This window comes from Candidatus Clostridium helianthi, from assembly GCF_045310795.1.
GTDB lineage: Bacteria > Bacillota > Clostridia > Clostridiales > Clostridiaceae > Clostridium > Clostridium helianthi.
Genome location: NZ_JBJIAB010000046.1, coordinates 1 through 20,077 on the forward strand (window position 1 = coordinate 1; position 20,077 = coordinate 20,077).

Annotated in this window: 15 protein-coding genes; 14 read left to right on the top strand and 1 reads right to left on the bottom strand. The window is 30.1% G+C overall.

Annotated features, from left to right (window positions below; all coding sequences use genetic code 11):
- The first annotated feature begins 530 nt into the window (after positions 1 to 530).
- The 13 genes from ACJDTP_RS23635 to ACJDTP_RS23695 all read left to right on the top strand — a co-directional run bounded on the left by ACJDTP_RS23635 (position 531) and on the right by ACJDTP_RS23695 (position 17,738).
- Positions 531 to 1,853 carry a gluconate:H+ symporter gene (locus tag ACJDTP_RS23635; RefSeq protein ID WP_406762618.1) on the top strand — a complete coding sequence of 441 codons (1,323 nt, stop codon included), beginning with the start codon at positions 531 to 533 and terminating at the stop codon, positions 1,851 to 1,853.
- A gap of 546 nt (positions 1,854 to 2,399) precedes the next feature.
- Positions 2,400 to 3,542 (top strand): glycerate kinase, encoded by a 1,143-nt coding sequence (locus tag ACJDTP_RS23640; RefSeq protein WP_406762619.1) that lies wholly within the window; start codon positions 2,400 to 2,402, stop codon positions 3,540 to 3,542.
- Positions 3,543 to 3,560: 18 nt separating this feature from the next.
- Positions 3,561 to 4,460, top strand: a complete 900-nt coding sequence (gene dapA / locus ACJDTP_RS23645; protein ID WP_406762620.1) for a 4-hydroxy-tetrahydrodipicolinate synthase — start codon at positions 3,561 to 3,563, stop codon at positions 4,458 to 4,460.
- 67 nt (positions 4,461 to 4,527) lie between these two features.
- Positions 4,528 to 5,412 (top strand): 2-hydroxy-3-oxopropionate reductase, encoded by an 885-nt coding sequence (gene garR, locus ACJDTP_RS23650; RefSeq protein ID WP_406762621.1) that lies wholly within the window; start codon positions 4,528 to 4,530, stop codon positions 5,410 to 5,412.
- A 327-nt stretch (positions 5,413 to 5,739) separates the two neighbouring features.
- Positions 5,740 to 7,065, top strand: coding sequence for an enolase C-terminal domain-like protein (locus tag ACJDTP_RS23655; RefSeq protein ID WP_406762622.1), 1,326 nt, complete (start codon positions 5,740 to 5,742; stop codon positions 7,063 to 7,065).
- Between the two features lie 223 nt (positions 7,066 to 7,288).
- Positions 7,289 to 8,257 carry a D-2-hydroxyacid dehydrogenase gene (locus tag ACJDTP_RS23660; protein WP_406762623.1) on the top strand — a complete coding sequence of 323 codons (969 nt, stop codon included), beginning with the start codon at positions 7,289 to 7,291 and terminating at the stop codon, positions 8,255 to 8,257.
- Between the two features lie 57 nt (positions 8,258 to 8,314).
- Positions 8,315 to 9,205 (top strand): aldo/keto reductase, encoded by an 891-nt coding sequence (locus ACJDTP_RS23665; protein ID WP_406762624.1) that lies wholly within the window; start codon positions 8,315 to 8,317, stop codon positions 9,203 to 9,205.
- 48 nt (positions 9,206 to 9,253) lie between these two features.
- Entirely contained in the window at positions 9,254 to 10,453 is a 1,200-nt protein-coding gene (locus ACJDTP_RS23670; protein ID WP_406762625.1) for an NAD(P)-dependent oxidoreductase, read from the top strand.
- 513 nt (positions 10,454 to 10,966) lie between these two features.
- Entirely contained in the window at positions 10,967 to 12,748 is a 1,782-nt protein-coding gene (recQ, locus tag ACJDTP_RS23675; protein ID WP_406762626.1) for a DNA helicase RecQ, read from the top strand.
- Positions 12,749 to 12,927: 179 nt separating this feature from the next.
- Entirely contained in the window at positions 12,928 to 15,678 is a 2,751-nt protein-coding gene (locus tag ACJDTP_RS23680; RefSeq protein ID WP_406762627.1) for a calcium-translocating P-type ATPase, PMCA-type, read from the top strand.
- A gap of 299 nt (positions 15,679 to 15,977) precedes the next feature.
- Entirely contained in the window at positions 15,978 to 16,592 is a 615-nt protein-coding gene (locus tag ACJDTP_RS23685) for an HD-GYP domain-containing protein (protein WP_406762641.1), read from the top strand.
- Between the two features lie 134 nt (positions 16,593 to 16,726).
- Positions 16,727 to 17,320, top strand: coding sequence for an HD-GYP domain-containing protein (locus ACJDTP_RS23690; RefSeq protein ID WP_406762628.1), 594 nt, complete (start codon positions 16,727 to 16,729; stop codon positions 17,318 to 17,320).
- A 160-nt stretch (positions 17,321 to 17,480) separates the two neighbouring features.
- Positions 17,481 to 17,738, top strand: coding sequence for a hypothetical protein (locus tag ACJDTP_RS23695; RefSeq protein WP_406762629.1), 258 nt, complete (start codon positions 17,481 to 17,483; stop codon positions 17,736 to 17,738).
- Positions 17,739 to 17,831: 93 nt separating this feature from the next.
- On the opposite strand, the gene ACJDTP_RS23700 is transcribed toward ACJDTP_RS23695, so the two are convergent.
- Entirely contained in the window at positions 17,832 to 18,524 is a 693-nt protein-coding gene (locus ACJDTP_RS23700) for a PHP domain-containing protein (protein WP_406762630.1), read from the bottom strand.
- A 432-nt stretch (positions 18,525 to 18,956) separates the two neighbouring features.
- Here ACJDTP_RS23700 and ACJDTP_RS23705 point away from each other — a divergent pair, with 432 nt between their 5' ends.
- Positions 18,957 to 19,919, top strand: a complete 963-nt coding sequence (locus ACJDTP_RS23705; RefSeq protein WP_271811219.1) for a CAP domain-containing protein — start codon at positions 18,957 to 18,959, stop codon at positions 19,917 to 19,919.
- Positions 19,920 to 20,077: the final 158 nt, after the last annotated feature.

The following is a 20,077-nucleotide window of genomic DNA, read 5'->3' on the forward strand; positions in this document are numbered from 1 at the left end:
GGCTCCTGTACAATACAGAAACCAGCTCATAGCTGCCTAGCCTTTTTCAAAATGTCCTTGACATAGGAACCATTTTAAATAAAAAATTGATTTTTATTTTTAATATGGCCTATTTTCATATGGAATAAATATAGTATCTGTTAGAAATATTTTTATGTTTTTGGGAATAAGTTGACTAAAAAATATGCATATTAAATAAAAATGAGCAGCGAAAACGATTAGTATTTGTGCAGTTGAATATTGTATTAGATTGTTAAAAATATGATAATATATATAGATTATTTAAGAGAAAGTTGACTTTTTTTGACGAATAGTTTTAATTTTAGAAATTTCAGTGTGAGTATATGTTTATGGAAAACGATGACACAGAAATTATAGAATTATTAGAATTGGGATGTATGTTACAGAAAGCATAGAAAAAGAAAAGAGGTGTAGCATTAAAAAATTAAAATTTTATATTATAGTAGAATTATACTTTGATTGTTAAAAGAATCACAATAGGAAATGTAAAATTAAAAGGAGAGATAAATATGGCACTAGTCACAGTTGCTTTTGGTGTATTATTATTATTAATATTAATGATGGGACTTAAAGTTGATGGATTTATTTCATTGGTATTAGTTTCGTTAGTTGTTGGACTTATGTTAGGAATGCCGTTAGAGAAAGTTACAGCATCTATGTATAAGGGTGTTGGTAGTCAGTTGCAAAGCTTGATATTTATTCTTGCATTTGGAGCAATGCTTGGTAAGCTATTATCTGATTCAGGGGCGGCTAACCGTATTGCTATAACTCTTATTAACAAATTCGGAAAGAAAAATGCTCGATGGGCAATGCTGTTAACTGCACTTATCGTTGGTATTACAATGTTTTATGAAGCGGGATTTATAGTATTAGTTCCTATTGTTTATACTGTAGTTGTTGAGATGGATATTCCATTAATGGCTGCAGGTTTACCGGTGGTTACTGGGTTGTCAGTTACGCATACATTTTTGCCACCGCATCCAGGGCCAGCATTAGTTGTTACAACATATGGAGCAAGCATGGGAAAAACATTACTTTTTGGTCTTATTATTGCTATACCATCTATAATAATTTTAGAGTTATTTTATAATAAATCCAAATGGGTATTAAATACAAAGGCTTCAATTCCTGAAGGTTTAGTGTCTACTAAAAAATTTAAGGAAGAAGAATTACCAGGCTTTGGTGTAAGTGTATTTACTGCATTGGTTCCTATATTTTTAATTGCAGCTTCAACCTTTGGTGAGCTTTTCTTAGATAAGAAATCAATAGTAATGAAATATATAAATTTCGTTGGTGATGCTCCAGTTGCATTATTAATTACTGTTTTATTTGCAACTTATACTTTAGGTATTGCACGTGGCAAAAAAATGGAAGAAGTGATGAAAACTTTAGGTGGTTCAGTAAAAGCTATTGCTATGATAATTTTAGTAATTGGTGCTGGTGGTGCATTTAAACAAGTAATAGTTGATGCGGGTATAGGAGATACAGTTAATAGATTAACAAGTGGTTTAAACATTTCACCTTTAATATTAGCTTGGGTTATCGCAGCAGCGGTAAGAACTGCAGTTGGGTCAGCAACAGTGGCTATAACTACAGCTGCTGGTATTATATTGCCAATGATAGGAACATCAGGGGCTAATGTAGAACTAATGGTTTTAGCTACATCATGCGGAAGTATGTTTGCATCACATGTTAATGATCCAGGTTTTTGGATGTTTAAAGAATATTTTAACCTATCTGTTGCTGATGCTATAAAAGTAAGAACTCCTTATACATGTATTTTATCAGTATTAGGTTTGATAGGTGTACTAATATTAAATAGTTTTCTTTAAATTATTATAGTTAATTTTAAATACATTATTTTTAGCTTTTTTGTCTATATTATATTAAGAGTTAATGTTCATATTCAATTCGTAATATACAATTTATCCACTAAATATACATAGATTTTTGGGCGTAGTTCAAAAATTATATTTCTACTATTGGTATTACTTGATTCAAAGCATTAAATTTCACTAAATTTGAATTACGCCGAATTTTTTATATAAATTTTAAATTACGAATTGAAGTAAATAATATTAATATTTAGCTTCCTAAAAATTTATATAAAAAAACATATAAATTAAATATTGTGAGTTTATATAATATTTGAACAAAAAAAGAAGAGAAAAAGATACATTATTTATGCTTGATGCACATTGTATGTAGTTTTAATTTTGAGTATAATTGACTCATGTAAAAGTTATCACTTCTAGTTAGACTAAAGCAATGATTAAGTAGTTGGTGATAATTGAATCTACAAAATATTGAAAATGAAAGTTATAAAATATTAAAATGGAGTCAGATTGACATTTAATTGTTATGACTGGAGGTGAATTATGAAAATAGTTATAGCGCCTGATTCGTTTAAAGGGAGTTTAACAGCGCTTGAAGTAGCAAATTCTATTGAGGAAGGTTTGCTAAAGTATAACAAAGATTTTATAATTGAAAAAATACCTATGGCAGATGGAGGAGAAGGAACAGTTGAGTCCTTGGTTTCACTTACAAATGGGGAGATAATAACTGTAGAGGTAAAAGATCCACTTCTAAGAGAAATAAAAGGATTTTATGGGATGCTAGGTGATAAAGAAACAGCTGTGATAGAGATGGCAGCGGCTTCAGGATTACCTCTATTAAAGGAAAGTGAAAAAAATCCACTTGTAACATCTTCATATGGGACAGGACAATTAATAAGGGATGCATTAGATAGGGGATGTAAGAATTTCATAATTGGGATAGGTGGAAGCGCCACAAATGATGGTGGAACTGGTATGCTAAAAGCATTAGGAGCTAAATTCCTAAATAAGGATAACAAGGAAATTAGCGATGGAGCAGCAGAGTTGAACCAATTATATAAAATTGATATGACAAATTTTGATGAAAGAATTTTTGAATGTGATATAAAAGTTGCTTGTGATGTTCAAAATCCACTTTGTGGAGAGAATGGAGCTTCATTTATCTTTGGACCTCAAAAAGGTGCAGATGAGGCAATGATGAAGGTTCTAGATGATAATTTGTGTCACTATGGAAAGATTTTAGAAAATACTTTTAACCTTGAAGTGATTAATGTTCCAGGAGCTGGAGCAGCAGGAGGCATGGGTGCAGCATTAATAGCAGTAGTTAAAGCTAAATTGCAACGAGGCATAGATATCATTATTAGAGAAAGTAAACTAAGTGAAAAATTAGAAGAGGCAGATTTAGTTTTTACAGGTGAAGGTAGAATAGATTATCAAACAAAGTTTGGTAAGACACCTTTTGGTGTAGCAAGTGAAGCTAACAAGAAGAACATTCCGGTAATTGCACTTGCAGGAGGAATTGGTGAAGGAACTGATACATTATATGAACTAGGATTTGATGGAATATTTAGTATAGTGGATAAACCTATGACATTAGATGAATCGATTAAGAACTGTTCAGTACTTGTAAAAGAAGCTGCATTTAGAATAATAAATTTGTATATGAGTCATGAAAGAAAAAAATAATAGATGGGAGTAATTGATATGTTTAAGCCTAACGGAATTATCCCTGCTTTAGTAACACCTCTAGATGAGCAAGGAAATTTAATGGAAAATTCATTAAAGAAAGTTATTGATTATACTTTAGAAGCAGGTGTTCATGGAGTATTTGTTTTAGGAAGTACTGGAGAAATATATGGATTAACAGATAAACAAAAGCAAAGAGTTATTGAAGTTACTGTTGAACATGTAAATGGAAGAGTACCAGTTTATGCAGGAGCTGGTGAAATTACAACTAATAATACTATAAAAACTGCACAAATGGCAGAAAAGATTGGAGGAGTTTCAGCTCTTTCAGTAATAACTCCTTATTTTGTATCACCAACACAAGATGAGTTAATAGAACATTATAAGGCTGTAGCAAATTCAGTAAAAATGCCAATAATTTTATATGGATGTGATGGTAGGGCTCATAACTCAATAATGCCAGAAACTGCTTTAAAATTATCAGAAGTAGAAAATATAATTGGCATAAAAGATAGTAGTGGAAGTTCTGAAAGAATGGATAAATATCTAGAGCTTACAAAAGACAAAGAAGACTTCTCAGTATTATGTGGTATAGATACATTTATTTATCATGGTTTATGCAATGGAACTAAAGGAGCTATAGCATCAAGTGCTAATGTTGCACCAAAGATATCTGTAGGGATTTACAATGCATTTATGAATGGTGATTTAGAAAAAGCTCAAGAACTTCAAAATAAGTTACAACCACTTAGAGATGCATATGCCCTTGGGACTTTCCCAGGAGTTATAAAGGAAGCATTAGGAATGGTGGGAATTGATGTAGGAGTAGCATTAAAACCAGTAGGGCCAATGAGTGATAAAAACCGTGAAGAATTAGCTCGAGTTTTAAAAGAATTAGAAGTATATAACATTAAGTAATTTAAGTAATTAAATTATAAAATTTTGATAATAATAATAGATGACAAAGAAATAGGAGTGATTTGAAATGAAAATAGGATTTATAGGATTAGGAATTATGGGAAAACCTATGGCTAAAAACTTAGTGAAAGCCGGTTATGATTTATTAGTTAATGATTATAATAAATCAGCAGTAGAAGAACTAACAGAACTTGGTGCAGAAGTTTGCTCAAGTAATAAAGAAATAGCAGAAAAAGTTGATGTAGTTATAACAATGCTACCAAACTCACCACATGTTAAGGAAGTAGCACTTGGAGAAGGTGGATTAATTGAAGGAGCTCACCCTGGATTAACATTAATGGATATGAGTTCAATTGCACCACTTGCATCGAGAGAAATAGCAGAAAAATTAGCTGAAAAAGGTGTTGAAATGTTAGATGCTCCAGTAAGTGGAGGAGAACCAAAAGCTATAGATGGAACAATTTCAGTTATGGTTGGAGGAAAGCAAGAATTATTTGATAAATACTATGATGTACTAATGGCTATGGCTGGTTCTGTAGTAAGAGTTGGAGAAATTGGTGCTGGAAACATAGCAAAACTTTGTAACCAAACTATAGTAGCTATAAATATTGCAGCTGTATCAGAAGCTTTAGTATTAGCTCAAAAAGCTGGAGTTAGTCCAGAACTTGTTTACAATGCAATAAGAGGTGGTCTTGCTGGAAGTACAGTTTTAGATGCAAAAGCACCTTTAATGATGGATAGAAAATTTGATCCAGGATTCAGAATAAATCTTCATATTAAAGACTTAAACAATGTATTAGAAACTTCTCACGGAGTAGGTGCTCCATTACCATTAACATCAGCTGTACGTGAAATGATGGAATTCTTAAAGGTTGATGGACATGAAATGGAAGATCACTCAAGTTTATTAAAATACTATGAAAAATTAGCTAATACTGAAGTTCATAGATAAAAGAAGTTTACTACAGAATTAAAAATTGATAATTAAAACTCAAACAAATTACCTCAGATTATAATGGGATTGTAATAATCGTTTTTGTAATATCCTATCTCTAAAAAATTGCTAATTACAATCCTATTTTATTATAGAATTAGGATAATAAACTATAAAAGGGCCCGTATACTACAATTTAAATATAATTGCATACTGGTTGAAAATAAATTATTAACTGCATTTATAATAATGAATTTCATCAGTATGCAAATTACCTTGAGATTACTCAATTACCTTAATTAAACCTGATAATAACTTAAAAATAATACGGATGGAGTGAATGAAATGGCAACACCAAAGATTGTTAAAATGGAAGCTTATCAAGTAGCAGGACATGATAGTATGCTATTAAATTTAAGTGGAGCACATGGAGCATATTTTACTAGAAATATTGTTATATTAACAGATGATAGTGGAAATGAAGGCGTTGGAGAAGTTCCAGGCGGAGAAAAAATATATAAAGTATTAAAGGATTCAGAAAAATTTGTTGTAGGATCATCAATTGGTGATTATAGAAATACTCTAAAGAAAATAAGAGATGAATTTAATGATGATTCAGACGTAAGAGGATTGCAAACGTTTGATTTAAGAACAACTATTCATGTAGTTACAGCAGTAGAAACAGCTTTACTTGATTTGTTAGGAAAGCACTTAGAAGTTCCAGTTTGTGCATTACTTGGAGATGGACAACAAAGAGATAAAGTTAAAATGCTAGGATATCTTTTCTATGTTGGTGATAGAAAAAAGACAGATTTACCATATGTTAGTGAAGAAGAAGCTTCTGAAGAATGGTACAGATTACGTCGTGAAGAAGCTATGACACCAGAAGCTATTGTAAAATTAGCTGAAGCTTCACATGCAAAATATGGATTTACTGATTTCAAATTAAAAGGTGGAGTATTAGAAGGAAAGGAAGAAATTAAGGCAATAAAAGCTTTAAAAGAACGTTTCCCAAATGCTAGAATCACTCTTGATCCAAATGGAGCATGGTCATTAAAAGAAGCAATTAGTCTTTGTAAAGATATGCACGGAATTTTAACTTACTGTGAAGATCCATGTGGAGCTGAAAAAGGATATTCAGGTCGTGAAATTATGGCTGAATTCAAAAAAGCAACAGGACTTCCAACAGCTACTAATATGATTAATACTGATTGGAGAGAAATGGGTCATTCTGTAGTATTAAATTCAGTAGATATACCACTCGCAGATTGTCATTTCTGGACTATGGAAGGAACTGTACGTGTAGCCCAATTATGTAATGAATGGGGATTAACTTGGGGATCACACTCAAATAATCACTTTGATATATCTTTAGCTATGATTACTCATACAGCAGCAGCAGCTCCAGGAAACATAACAGCAATTGATACTCACTGGATCTGGCAAGAAGGATATGACAGATTAACAAAAGAACCATTACAAATTAAGGATGGATATGTAGAAGTACCTAAGAAACCAGGTCTTGGAGTTGAAATTGATAGAGAACAAATTATGAAAGCACATCAATTATATATTGATAAGAATCTTGGAAGCAGAGATGATTCAGAAGGAATGCAATTCTTAATCCCAGGTTGGAAATTTGATAACAAAAAACCTTGTTTAGTTAGATAATAACGTAAAATAAAGAATTCCTGCTTACAAAGTATACTTTGTAGCATAATATAAACCATAAACTACAAAAAAGCTTCATCTTAATAAAACTAAATAGTTTTTTAAGATGAAGTTGAATAAGATAGTAGTTAACAAATATTATTAATCATTTAGGAACATGAAATTATTATATAAAAATAAGTTCATGTTTTTATTATACCAAAAATCCGAGGATGGTGAATTTATGAATGCTAACAATATATTAGTTCTATTACCTATAAACGAAAGACAAAAGAATTTAATAGAAAGTGCATCACCTAATTCTAACTACGTATATAAAACATATGACAATGTAGATAAGGCAACAGTTCAAAATGCAGATGTAATAATTGGAAACCCTCCAGCAGAAATGCTTATAGATTCTTCAAATTTAAAATGGTTACAATTAAATAGTGCTGGAAGTGATGCATATATAAAGGAAGGAATATTAAAAAAAGAAGTATTACTTACTAATGCATCAGGGGCATATGGACTCGCAATATCTGAACACATGATGGGAGTTCTCCTTCAAATATTTAAAAAGCTTCATTTATATAGAAATAATCAAAAACTTCATTTATGGAAAGACGAAGGAAAAGTTAAATCAATTTATAATTCTAAAATTTTGATAATAGGCCTTGGAGACATAGGAGAAGAATTTGCAAAGAGGGTAAAGGCGTTTGGTGCATATACTATAGGAGTAAGAAGGAAAAATACAGAAAAGCCTGATTTTATTGATGAATTGTATTTAATGGATAAAATAGATGAGTTGCTTCCAAAGGCAGATGTTGTAATGCTTTCTATGCCATCTACAAAAGAAACATACAAAATGTTTTCAAGAGATAAGCTCATGTTAATGAAAAGAGGAGCAGTGCTATTAAATGCTGGTAGAGGAAATGTGCTTGATACAGATGCATTATGCGATTTAGTTGAAAGCAATTACTTGCTAGGTGCAGGTTTAGATGTAACTGATCCAGAACCACTTCCAAAGGATCACAGAATATGGAATGTTGAAAATATAATGATTACACCTCATATTTCTGGTGGATTTCATCTTCCAGAAACATTAGAAAGAATTGTTGGAATTAGTGCAGATAATTTAAGAAGATTTACGAGTGGTGAAAAGCTCATGAATATAGTTGATTTTCATACGGGATATAGAACTTCAAAGTAAATAAAACCTAAATATCTTTTGATTGTGCCTAAGATAAGAATGAAAGGATAAGTTAAAATGACAAATAATGAAATATTGGAGATTAGAGAATCTGTAGAAAAAAGAAAAGTAATATTACCAGATGGAACAAAAGTATCAGCACTTGGACAAGGAACCTGGTATATGGGGGAAAGCTCAAGAAAAAGAGATGAAGAAGTAAAAACTTTAAAATTAGGATTAGAACTCGGAATGAATTTGATCGATACAGCTGAAATGTATGGCGAAGGTTTATCAGAAGAACTTATTAGTAATGTTATAGAAGGGCGCAGAAAAGATGTATTTTTAGTTTCAAAAGTATATCCTCATAATGCAGGAAAGAACTCGATTGTTAAAGCTTGTGAAAATAGTTTACGAAGACTTAAAACAGATTATTTAGATTTATATCTGCTTCATTGGAGAGGAAGAGTACCTTTAGAAGAGACCATAGAAGGAATGGAATTACTTAAGAAGCAAGGAAAGATTTTAAGATGGGGAGTATCTAATTTTGATACAGATGATATGGATGAATTATATCATAGCATAAATGGTGAGAACTGTGCTGTAAATGAAGTATTATATCATATTGCTTCAAGAGGAATAGAATTTGATTTATTGCCATGGCAGAGAAAAAATAATATTCCAACCATGGCATATTGCCCATTAGCACAAGGGGGCTCTTTGGAAAGAAATATGCTGGGAAATGAAACTTTAAATGAAATTGCAAAGGAATATAATGTAAAGCCATTGCAGATAGCGCTTGCGTGGACAATTCGTGAAAATGATGTTATATCAATCCCAAAAGCATCAAAAATTGATCATGTTATAGAAAACGCTAAAGCAGCTTCAATTATATTATCTTCTGAAGATATTGAGAGACTGGATAAAGTATTTAAAAAGCCAAACAAAAAAATGTCGTTAGATATAGTATAGTAAAAAATTACTTACGAAAAAATTATGTTTACAAAGGGGTAAGATAACATGTTTTTATTAGATGAAGCAAATAGATGTTTATTATGTAAAAATCCGAGGTGTAGTGCTAATTGTCCCATTAATACATCAATTCCCGAAGTAATAGCTCTTTATAAAGATGGAAAAATAAAAGAAGCAGGAGAAATTCTATTTGGTAACAATCCTCTTTCAGTAATATGTTCAATTGTCTGCCCCCATGAAAATCAATGTGCAGGAAATTGTGTAAGAGGAATAAAAGGTGAACCAATACAATTTTACGAAATTGAAAAAGAGATATCAGAAAGATATTTAGATGAAGTAAAATTTGAAAATGTTCCAAAAACAAAAGATAAAATTGCCATTATAGGGGGCGGACCAGCGGGATTAACAATTGCCTTTATATTAGCTAAAAAGGGGTATAAAGTAACAATCTTTGATTCAAAAAATAAAATTGGTGGTGTATTAAGATATGGAATTCCAGAATACAGATTACCTAATCGTTTAATAGATAAATTAGAAGATAAACTCATTGAACTTGGTGTTAGGATTAGACCTAATACGCTTATAGGACCAGTTATAAGTATAGATAGATTATTTAAAGAAGACTATAAAGCTATATTTATTGGAACAGGAGTATGGAATCCAAAAACTTTAAATATAAAGGGAGAAACATTAGGAAATGTGCATTTCGCTATAGACTATCTTAGATCACCAGAAACCTATAGATTAGGTGATAGTGTATCTATAATTGGTGCAGGTAATGTTGCTATGGATGCTGCACGAACAGCAAAAAGGAATGGGTGCAGCCAAGTTACAATTCTTTATAGAGGCAATTTTGATGATATGAGTGCTACTAAAAAAGAAATAGAGGAAGCAAAAGAAGAAGGAATTATATTTAAGCTATACAGAACTCCGATTGAGTTATTAGAAGATGGTGTAAAGTTAATTAATAAAGAGGATGAAAACAATCCAATAGAAGAATTTTTTGAATGTGACTCTACAATTGTTGCAATCAGCCAATCGCCAAGGGATAATATAGTTTCTAATACTACTAAACTAAAGATAAATTCAGCAGGGTTAATAGTGGCAGATGAAGAAGGTAACACTACAAGACCTGGAGTATTTGGCTCAGGAGACGTTGTTACAGGTGCTAAAACTGTTGTTGAAGCAGTAGCACATGCAAAGGTAGTTGCAGAAACTATAGAAGAGTATTGTGAATCAAAGGGATAAGAATTTATTTAAAACAAATAGTTTAAGAAATATTATAGTTATTTAGTATAAGGTTATAGAATTGGATTCTATAACCTTATACTAAATTTATTTGCAATAAAAAATTTAGACGTAGTTCAAATTTGATAAAATCTAATGATTTGAATATAGCAATATCAATAACAAAAATATGATTTTTGAACTACGCCAAAATTTAGTAGAGATAAATTATTTATATAAAATAATTTGTTTGCAATAAAGCAAGCAAAGGAATTTGTTAAATTTGGAGAAATTACAAATAAGTTTAAATTAGTTTAGACGATTTTTATTTTTGAATATGGCTTTAATAATTGAAGTATTGATTTAACGGGCTTTGGGACAATGAAGAATTAATTAGATAATCATAGTTAGATTTGAGATTAAAAAAAGTTAACCACTGTTTTGTGTTTAAGAATTTAATAACTTGGTATATACTAATATTAAAAAGAAATTTGCAAGTAGAATTTATTATATATAATAGAAAGGGAAGCAAAGATGGATAGTAAACAAAAGATATTTTATGCTTTAAAAAAATACTACGGATTTGATACTCTAAGAAGAGGGCAGTTCGAGATTATAAATAGTATTTTAAATGGTGTGGATACTTTTTGTCTTATGCCTACAGGGGCAGGGAAATCTATTTGTTACCAGATTCCAGCTATAATTATGCAAGGTGTAACTATAGTTATATCTCCTTTAATATCGCTTATGAAGGACCAAGTGGACAATCTAGTTGGGGCTGGGATTAAAGCCGCATATATAAATAGTACTCAGAATATGGACACTATAAGAAGTATATTAATTGAAGCATCTATGGGGGAGTACAAGATAATATATATATCACCAGAAAGATTAGAATCCAAAATATTTAGAGAATTGATTAAAGATCTTCATATATGCCAAATTGCTATAGATGAAGCACATTGTGTATCTCAGTGGGGGCATGATTTTAGGCAGAGTTATTTAGGAATATCAGATTTTTATAAAAGTCTTAAAGTTAAACCTAGAATATCAGCGTTCACTGCAACAGCAACAAGTGAAGTTAGAGAAGACTCAATCAAATTATTGGGGTTAGAGAAACCTTATATATATAAAGGCGATATTAATAGGGAAAATCTTAGTCTTAATATACTTAAGGAGGTAGATAAGATTGAAACTGTTAAGGATATAATTAGAAAAAATGAAGGTGAATCTGGTATTGTATACTGCGCGTCAAGAAATGAAGTAGATAATTTATATTATTATTTAAGGGATCTAGGATTTAATGTTGGTAAGTATCATGGTGGACTCAAAGATGAAGAGAAAGAAAGATTTCAAGAAGAGTTTTTATATGAGAATTTAGATGTAATTATTGCGACTAATGCATTTGGAATGGGAATAGATAAGTCAAATATTAGATTCATAGTACATTTTACTTTTCCTCAAAACTTAGAATCGTATTATCAAGAGATAGGAAGAGGAGGAAGAGATGGAGAGAACTGTGACTGTTACTTATTTTATTGTGAAGAAGATATAAGTAGAGTGGAATATATTATAAATAGAAGTTCTTCCATGAATAGAAGAGAAATTCAGCTTAGAAAGTTCCAATTTATGATTGATTATTGTAATTTAAAGGAATGCTACAGAAAATACATATTGAATTATTTTGGAAATGATCGGAAGCTAAATTACTGTAATAAATGCAGTAACTGCTTAAACGATGATGAATTAAAAGATTTTACAAAAGAAAGTCAGATGATTTTGTCCACAGTTTTTAGAACAAAAGAACAGTATGGAATATCGGTTCTTGTGGATATATTGAAAGGTTTTAAGGGACCCAAAATAATACAAAATAATTTAGATAAAGTTACAACATACGGAATAATGAAGGAATATGGAAGTACCTTTATAAAAGAGTTAATAAAAAAATTACTAGATGATGGATACGTTGATTTAAAAGAAGGCACATATTCAATGTTAAAACTTAATTCTAGATCAATTAGGGTTTTAAAAAGCAAGGAATCAGTTGTATTTAAGATATTAGATAGCAGGGAGCCTATAATAAATAAAGAGTTATTTGAAGCTTTAAAATCTTGGAGAAAAGATAGGGCATATAAGGATAAAATAAAGCCTTATATAATATTCTCAGATACAAGCTTGATTGCAATATCTAATAGTAGACCTAGAACATTAGATGAATTGTTGGAGATCAGAGGAGTTGGAACAAAAAAAATTGAAGCTTATGGGGGAGAGTTATTAAATATAATAAGAATGTTTGCGCAAAAAGAAGCTAATTAACAAAAGTATCTAAAAATTGATACTGCTGTGGTAAAATGGGTTATAATGAATAATATAAACTAGTAGTCAAGTCGATATTATAAGTTAACTTAATATTGATTATGTTTTATGTTAAAATATATTGAAAGATTTTAGAATCATATTTGAAGGGCTATATGTTAATAAGAGGAGTTTAGTTAATGAAATATTTTAATAAAGATATAGAATCAGTTTTAAAAGAGCTAGATGTCAATTTAGAGGCTGGTCTAAATGATTCATCCATAAGAGAAAGAGCTGAGAAGTATGGGAAAAACGAATTTACTCATAAAAAAGAAGGAAATATATTTGAAGAAATAAAAAATGCGTTACTGGAACCCATGATGCTTATTCTTTTGATAGCGGCTTTAGTTAGTGCAATTATTGGAGAATATTATGATTCAGTTGGAATAGTATGTGCTGTTGCAATTGGAATAACTATTGGAATAATTACAGAAGGAAAATCAAAAAAGGCAGCAGAAGCTTTGGCCAAAATGACAGAAGATATTGTTGTAAAGGTGTTGAGAAACGGCAAAGTAACTCAAGTAGGAAAAAATGACTTAGTTCCAGGAGATATCATATATCTTGAAACAGGAGACATGATACCAGCAGACGGAAGATTTATTGAGACAATAGATTTAAAGGTTAGGGAAGATATGTTGACTGGTGAATCAGAAGATGTTACAAAAAATGCTCAAGTAATTATTAATATGGAGGAAATACAAGTAAAAGAAAATAAAGAAATACGGGATCCAATTCCAGCAAAGCAAATTAATATGGGATTTGGCGGAACTCTAATTGCTTATGGTAGAGCGACAATGGTTGTAACTTCAACTGGTGATAATACTGAAATGGGTAAAATAGCTCAAACTCTTCAAATAGATGAAGAAGAAACACCTCTTCAAAGAAAATTGGGGGATTTGGGTAAGACAATCACTAAAATATCAAGCGTTATAGCAGGTTTACTATTTATATTTATGGTTACCAAAATGATTCTATCTGGTGATTTGAATATAAATACATCAGGAGTAATATCGTTTTTAAATTCTATAGATCCTATTAAAACAGCTTTTGTTGTATGTATTGCTTTAATAGTCGCAGCGGTGCCAGAAGGGTTGCCAACTATGATTAATATGACGCTAGCAATAACAATGCAAAAGATGGCTAAGATTAATGCGTTAGTAACAAAAAAAGAAGCTTGTGAAACTATAGGCTCTGTTAGTGTTATTTGTTCAGATAAAACAGGTACTTTAACTGAGAATAGGATGACTGTAGAGAATCTTTATTTAAATGGAAAGTTCTTTGATGATAAAAATGATATAGATGATTATTTTGTGAAGAATTGCCTTGTAAACTCAACGGCAGATATAAGTTTTGAGGGAGATAAGTTAAATTACTTAGGTAATTCAACAGAATGTGCACTACTTTCATATCTAGAGGAATATGATTATAAACAGGAAAGAAAAGAAAGTGAAGTGATTCATCAAATACCATTTAACTCTGAAAATAAATTCATGGCTACTGTTATGAAGATTAAAGGAATGAATGTAGTACTCGTAAAAGGAGCGCCTGAAATACTGTTATCAAATTCTACTAATGAAGTTATAAATAATAAATTTATAGATCTTACACAAGAGAGAAAAAATGAAATAATAAAAGAAATACAGAAACTACAGGCTAAATCTATGAGAATTCTAGGGTTTGGATTTAGGATTATTGAAGATGTAGAAGCAGAGGCTGCAATTACAAGTGAGATAAGTATTTTAAAACCTAAACTATTAGATGGAAACAACGGACTAATATTCAGTGGTTTTGTTGCCATAAGGGATCCACTAAGGGAAGATGTAGCTAAAGCTATAGAAGCAGCTAAAAGAGCTGGTATTGAAACTAAGATGCTGACTGGGGATAATATAAATACAGCCATAGCAATAGGAAATGAGCTTGGAATGCTTAAAGGTGGGAAAAAAGCAGTAGAAGCTACATATATTGATACTTTAAATGATAAAGAATTAAGAAATGAGATTGAAAATATAGCTATTGTAGCTAGAAGTAAGCCGGAGACAAAAATGAGAATTGTTGAAGCTCTTCAAAGCAATGGGGAAGTAGTTGGAGTAACTGGTGATGGTATAAATGATGCGCCAGCATTAACAAAGGCAGACGTTGGAATAGCTATGGGTATTTCAGGATCAGAAGTTTCTAAAAATGCTGCAGATATAATATTAACAGATGATAATTTTACTACTATCATTGATGGAATAAAGTGGGGAAGAGGCGTGTATGAAAATTTTCAAAGATTCATACAATTTCAGATTACTGTAAACATAATAGCATTTTTAGTTGCAATAATTTCGCAAATATTAAATTTTGAAATGCCATTTACTACGATTCAATTATTGTGGATTAACATAATAATGGATGGCCCCCCAGCACTAGTTCTAGGGTTAGAACCAATTAGAAAGAATGTTTTTAATAGAAAACCTGTAAATAGAAATTCAAGTATAATTACAAAAGGTATGATTACTTCAATAATATTAAATGCAATATATGTTACATCAATTTTACTTATACAGATGAAGTACAATATCTTAGGAGCATCTACAGAAAAAAACGGATTTGCAAGTGAGATGGAAACTGTTTTATTTGGATTATTTGCATTTAGTGCACTATTTAATGCATTTAACTGCAGAGAATTTGGGGCAGAAAGCATATTTCCTAACTTTTTTAAGAATAAGATAGCTATTCAAGTAATATTTATAACTGGATTAGCTCAAATAATATTTACTCAAGTATTTACTACTTTCTTTAGTTCAGTTGCTTTATCGGTGATAATGTGGAGTAAAGTTTTAGGGTTAGCCTTTATGGTTATAGTAGTAAATGAAGTTATAAAATTTATTATAAGAATGTTTAGAAAGTAATTAAATAGTGTTATTTAAAAGATAAGGGAAGTTAATTTAACTCCCCTTATTTTTATACACTTTTGTTCTTAAAAAATAGCAGTGATAAAAGTAAGAATTTAATAGGATATATAGTGATTATATTCATATTTATCATAAAGTTATGATAAAAGTTAAATATTGATTAATAAGTAAAATAGGATATAATATAATTGATAATAATTTTCAATGAGAGATAATTTAAGTAAATTAAATATGATTTAGAGTTTAATATAATATAAATGTGTTTTAATTTGATTTAGGGAGGTATGATTATGAGTATGTTATTTAGTAGTGAAGTTTACCACGATATAATAGAAAGTATGGTTGCAGCATTGGATGCAAAAGATATTTACACCGCTGGACACTCTACTAGAGTTGGAAATATGGCAAATAAGCTTGGTATATATTTAGGGATACAGAGTGAAGAGTTAGAGATTTTGCACATTGCAGGTCATTTGCATGATATAGGTAAGATTGGGGTTCCTGACAGTGTTCTAAATAAGAGAGGCAAACTTGATCTACAAGAGTGGGAGATTATGAAGAAGCATCCAGAGATAGGGTATAAAATATTAAGCAAAGTAAAAAGCTTGGATAATATTTCAAAAATAGTACTACATCATCATGAAAGATGGGATGGAAGAGGATATCCAAATGGATTATGTAAGAAAGAGATACCATTAGGATCTAGAATAATAGCAATTTGTGATTCTATTGATGCTATGAAAAGTAATAGACCTTATAGAAAATTAATAAGCGATGAAGAATGTAAGAATGAAATAATTAAAAATAAGGGTATAATGTATGATCCTGAAATAGTAAATTGCACCATTGAAAATTGGGGCGAAATTACACAAGAATATGATCCTAATAATGAATTCTATATTGTAATTTAATCGCCAAGTTTCTATAAATATTTGAAAAGTATTTTAATTATCTTAATTGAATTAAATAATTATATTCAAACACAGTAGATTTTATGATATTATATTTAGTAAGTATAGCAAAATTAGTAAGGCGGTGAGAAATATTGGATCAATATAATGATGATATGTATCATGGTGTTGTAAGAAGTATGGTTGCAACCTTGGAAGCAAAAGACTTTTATACATATGGTCATTCGACTAGAGTAGCAGATATGGCATATAAATTAGGAGAAGTCTTGGGAATGACAACGGAAGAGCTCGAATTAATACATATAGCAGGAGATCTGCATGATATTGGTAAAATTGGAGTACCTGATAACATTCTAAATAAACCAGATAGTCTGGAAGTAGATGAATGGGAATTAATGAAGAATCATCCGTATATTGGATATAATATACTAAGTAAAACAAGTACGTTTGAATATATTTCTAGGATAGTCTTATATCATCACGAGAGATGGGATGGAAAAGGATATCCTAAAGGATTAAAGGAAGAAGAAATACCGTTTGCATCAAGGGTATTAGCAGTTTGTGATTCTATAGATGCAATGAAAAGTGATAGGCCGTATAGAAAATCCATAAGTGATGAGTTATGCAAAGATGAAATAAAGAAGAATAAAGGAATAATGTATGATTCTAAAATAGCTGAATGCATGCTCAACAATTGGAATAAAATAGTTAATGAACTTTATAATTAGGATTGTAACTATGTATAGATTTTTTCTATAATATAGTTACAATTTTTTTTTGTTTAAAATTTTATTTGAGGCTGGAAGTTTTTTGTATATAATAGATTTAAATTAATATGATATAAATAAAGCAGAAATATAAATTGCAAATTATATGAGGGGTGATTGAATGTTAGATTTTAAAAAAGAGATAATGAATGGATCTTTTAACAAAGTTAGTAAGGCAGATAAAGAGGCAGGAAGTATTAATGTAAATATTAAGTCTAAAGATAGAAGTGTTGATATTAAGGTTTCAGGAAAAGGGTTGCTTTTGGCTGGATTTATAGCAGTGGCTCCAACTGCTATATGTGTTTTGGGAACTACTGTGACAGTATGCTTGGTAGCTAACAAAATATATAAAAGAAGAAAAAAGCTAGAAGAAATATAGTTTATGAAGTAGGAAATTAGATATATGTAGTATAGTAATAATTCAATTAAACATATATCTAATTTTTAATATTAAATAATTCTAGTAAAGTATTTACAAGTATGGCAACTTACCACGTACCAAAAAATTATATATTTCAGATTCATTTAGATAAACGTCACCTATTATCCCATGAATTCTATAAAATTCTTTGCAACTGTGGAAATCTGACCCGGCTGTGTAAAGTAAGTTTCTATCACTGGCTACTTTTAAGAAGTATTCAGTATCATTTTCTGTATTACTGAAGTATTTAGCTTCAAGTCCATCAAAGTCCATTTCTATAATTTTTTCAAAATCAGATCTTCTCAAAAGTACAGGATGTGCTAAAACTACTGTAGCTCCAAAAAACTTTAGAATTTTTATGCCGGCTTCTACGGAAAGTTTATCTTTAGTATTACAAAAGTCTAGTTTTTTTCCTAATAATTTTTTTATATTGGAAACCTTATGACTTTTTACATTTTTTAATATTTCAATTAAAAGTTCGTTTTTATAGCTATCATCTTTAAAATAACCTAAAATATGAACTCTGGAAGAATTGTATTTAGTTGAAAGTTCAACGCCAGGAATAACTCTTACACCAAGATCTTCACCAGCTATGATAGCTTCATCTAAACCAGATGTGCTATTATGATCTGTTATAGAAATAATATCCACTTCTCTTTTTTTAGAAAGAATGACAATTTCCCTTGGGGTACACTTTCCATCTGAGAAAGTTGAGTGGATATGGAAATCACCTTTTTTATACATTATAACTCCCCTAAAATATTATCTATTTTCAATATATGAGTTTATTAATCAGGTGTTAAAATGATTAATTGTTATATTTACATGAAAATTAACTTAATTAAAAAATTGTGTTAACGTAAGTTTCTTATTATATATAATGCAACAATAAATTTGCATTTGAATTTTTAAAGACATAAGTACTTAAATAAAATATATATATGAATATAACTATTTTATAATAAATTAACAATAAATCAGAAGGAAAAAAGACAATTATATAGTCTGTTTAGCTATTATAAAATATTTTAGAATAAAATGGGTTGAAAAATGTCGAATTTATGGTAGAATAATTATATGGAAAAACTTTTATATGTGGTTCTGAAAACGATTTTATAAGGAGTTATACTAACGATATGTAAGATAACAGAATAACAAAAGAAAAGAGGAAAACTAATGAAGAAAACTTTTTTTACAAAAATGACAAGTGCAGTTATTGTGGCTGCAACAATTGCTACACTATCACCGTTAAAAGCATCTGCGGAATGGACTCAGAATGATGATAGAACATGGAGCTATAAAGAAGGAAACAAGGTAGCTAAAGGATGGAAGAATATTTCAAATGAATGGTATTATTTTAATGAAAGCGGAAGAATGAAAACAGATTGGACTTATGACAAAGGAAACTGGTATTACTTAAATAATTCAGGAGTAATGCAAGAAGGTTGGAATAATATCAATGGAATCTGGTATTATTTTAACAATAGTGGAGAGATGCAAATAGGTTGGATCCAGGATAATAATAAGTGGTATTATATGAATAGCAATGGAGCAATGCAAACAGGTATTCAAAATATTGCGGGGAAGATTTATTACTTAGATGAATCAGGCAAATTAATAGAATCATCAAATGGCTCAAGCCAACTTTTTAGTAATTCGGGATATAGCGGACAAGCTAATGCCTATAATTCAGCAGATAATGATACTGTTGATATAAATGGACTTCCTCAATTACCAAAAAGCTATTCTATAAGTATACAAGCAATGGCAGAAAATAAAATTTTTGAGTTAATGAATGAAAAAAGAACTGAGGCAGGTTTAAACCCATTAGTCATAGATAATGAATTGGTTCAAATAGCTAGATATAAAAGCAATCATATGATACAATACAATTATTTTGACCATACTACTCCAGAGGGCAATAATTGGACAAGCTGGCTGAAAGCAATTAATTATGAATATACTACAACGGGAGAAAACATAGCATATAATAATTATGAACCAGTTGAATTATTCAATCAGTGGTGGAATTCGCCGGGGCATAAGGCAAATATGATGAATCCTTCTTACACTAAGGTTGGTATAGGTGTAATTAGTGGTAATGATAAATATATGGGAACTCAGACTTTTTCAAATTAATATTTTGAATAGTATATTGTTAATATAAATATACATAGTACATAAGTTGAGTAGGAACTGCTGATTATACAAAATAATTAGCAGTTCTATATAAGTTGAGTTAAAGATTTATCTATATTATTAACGGCTAAGCGTATATAATTAGTATTAATATAAGA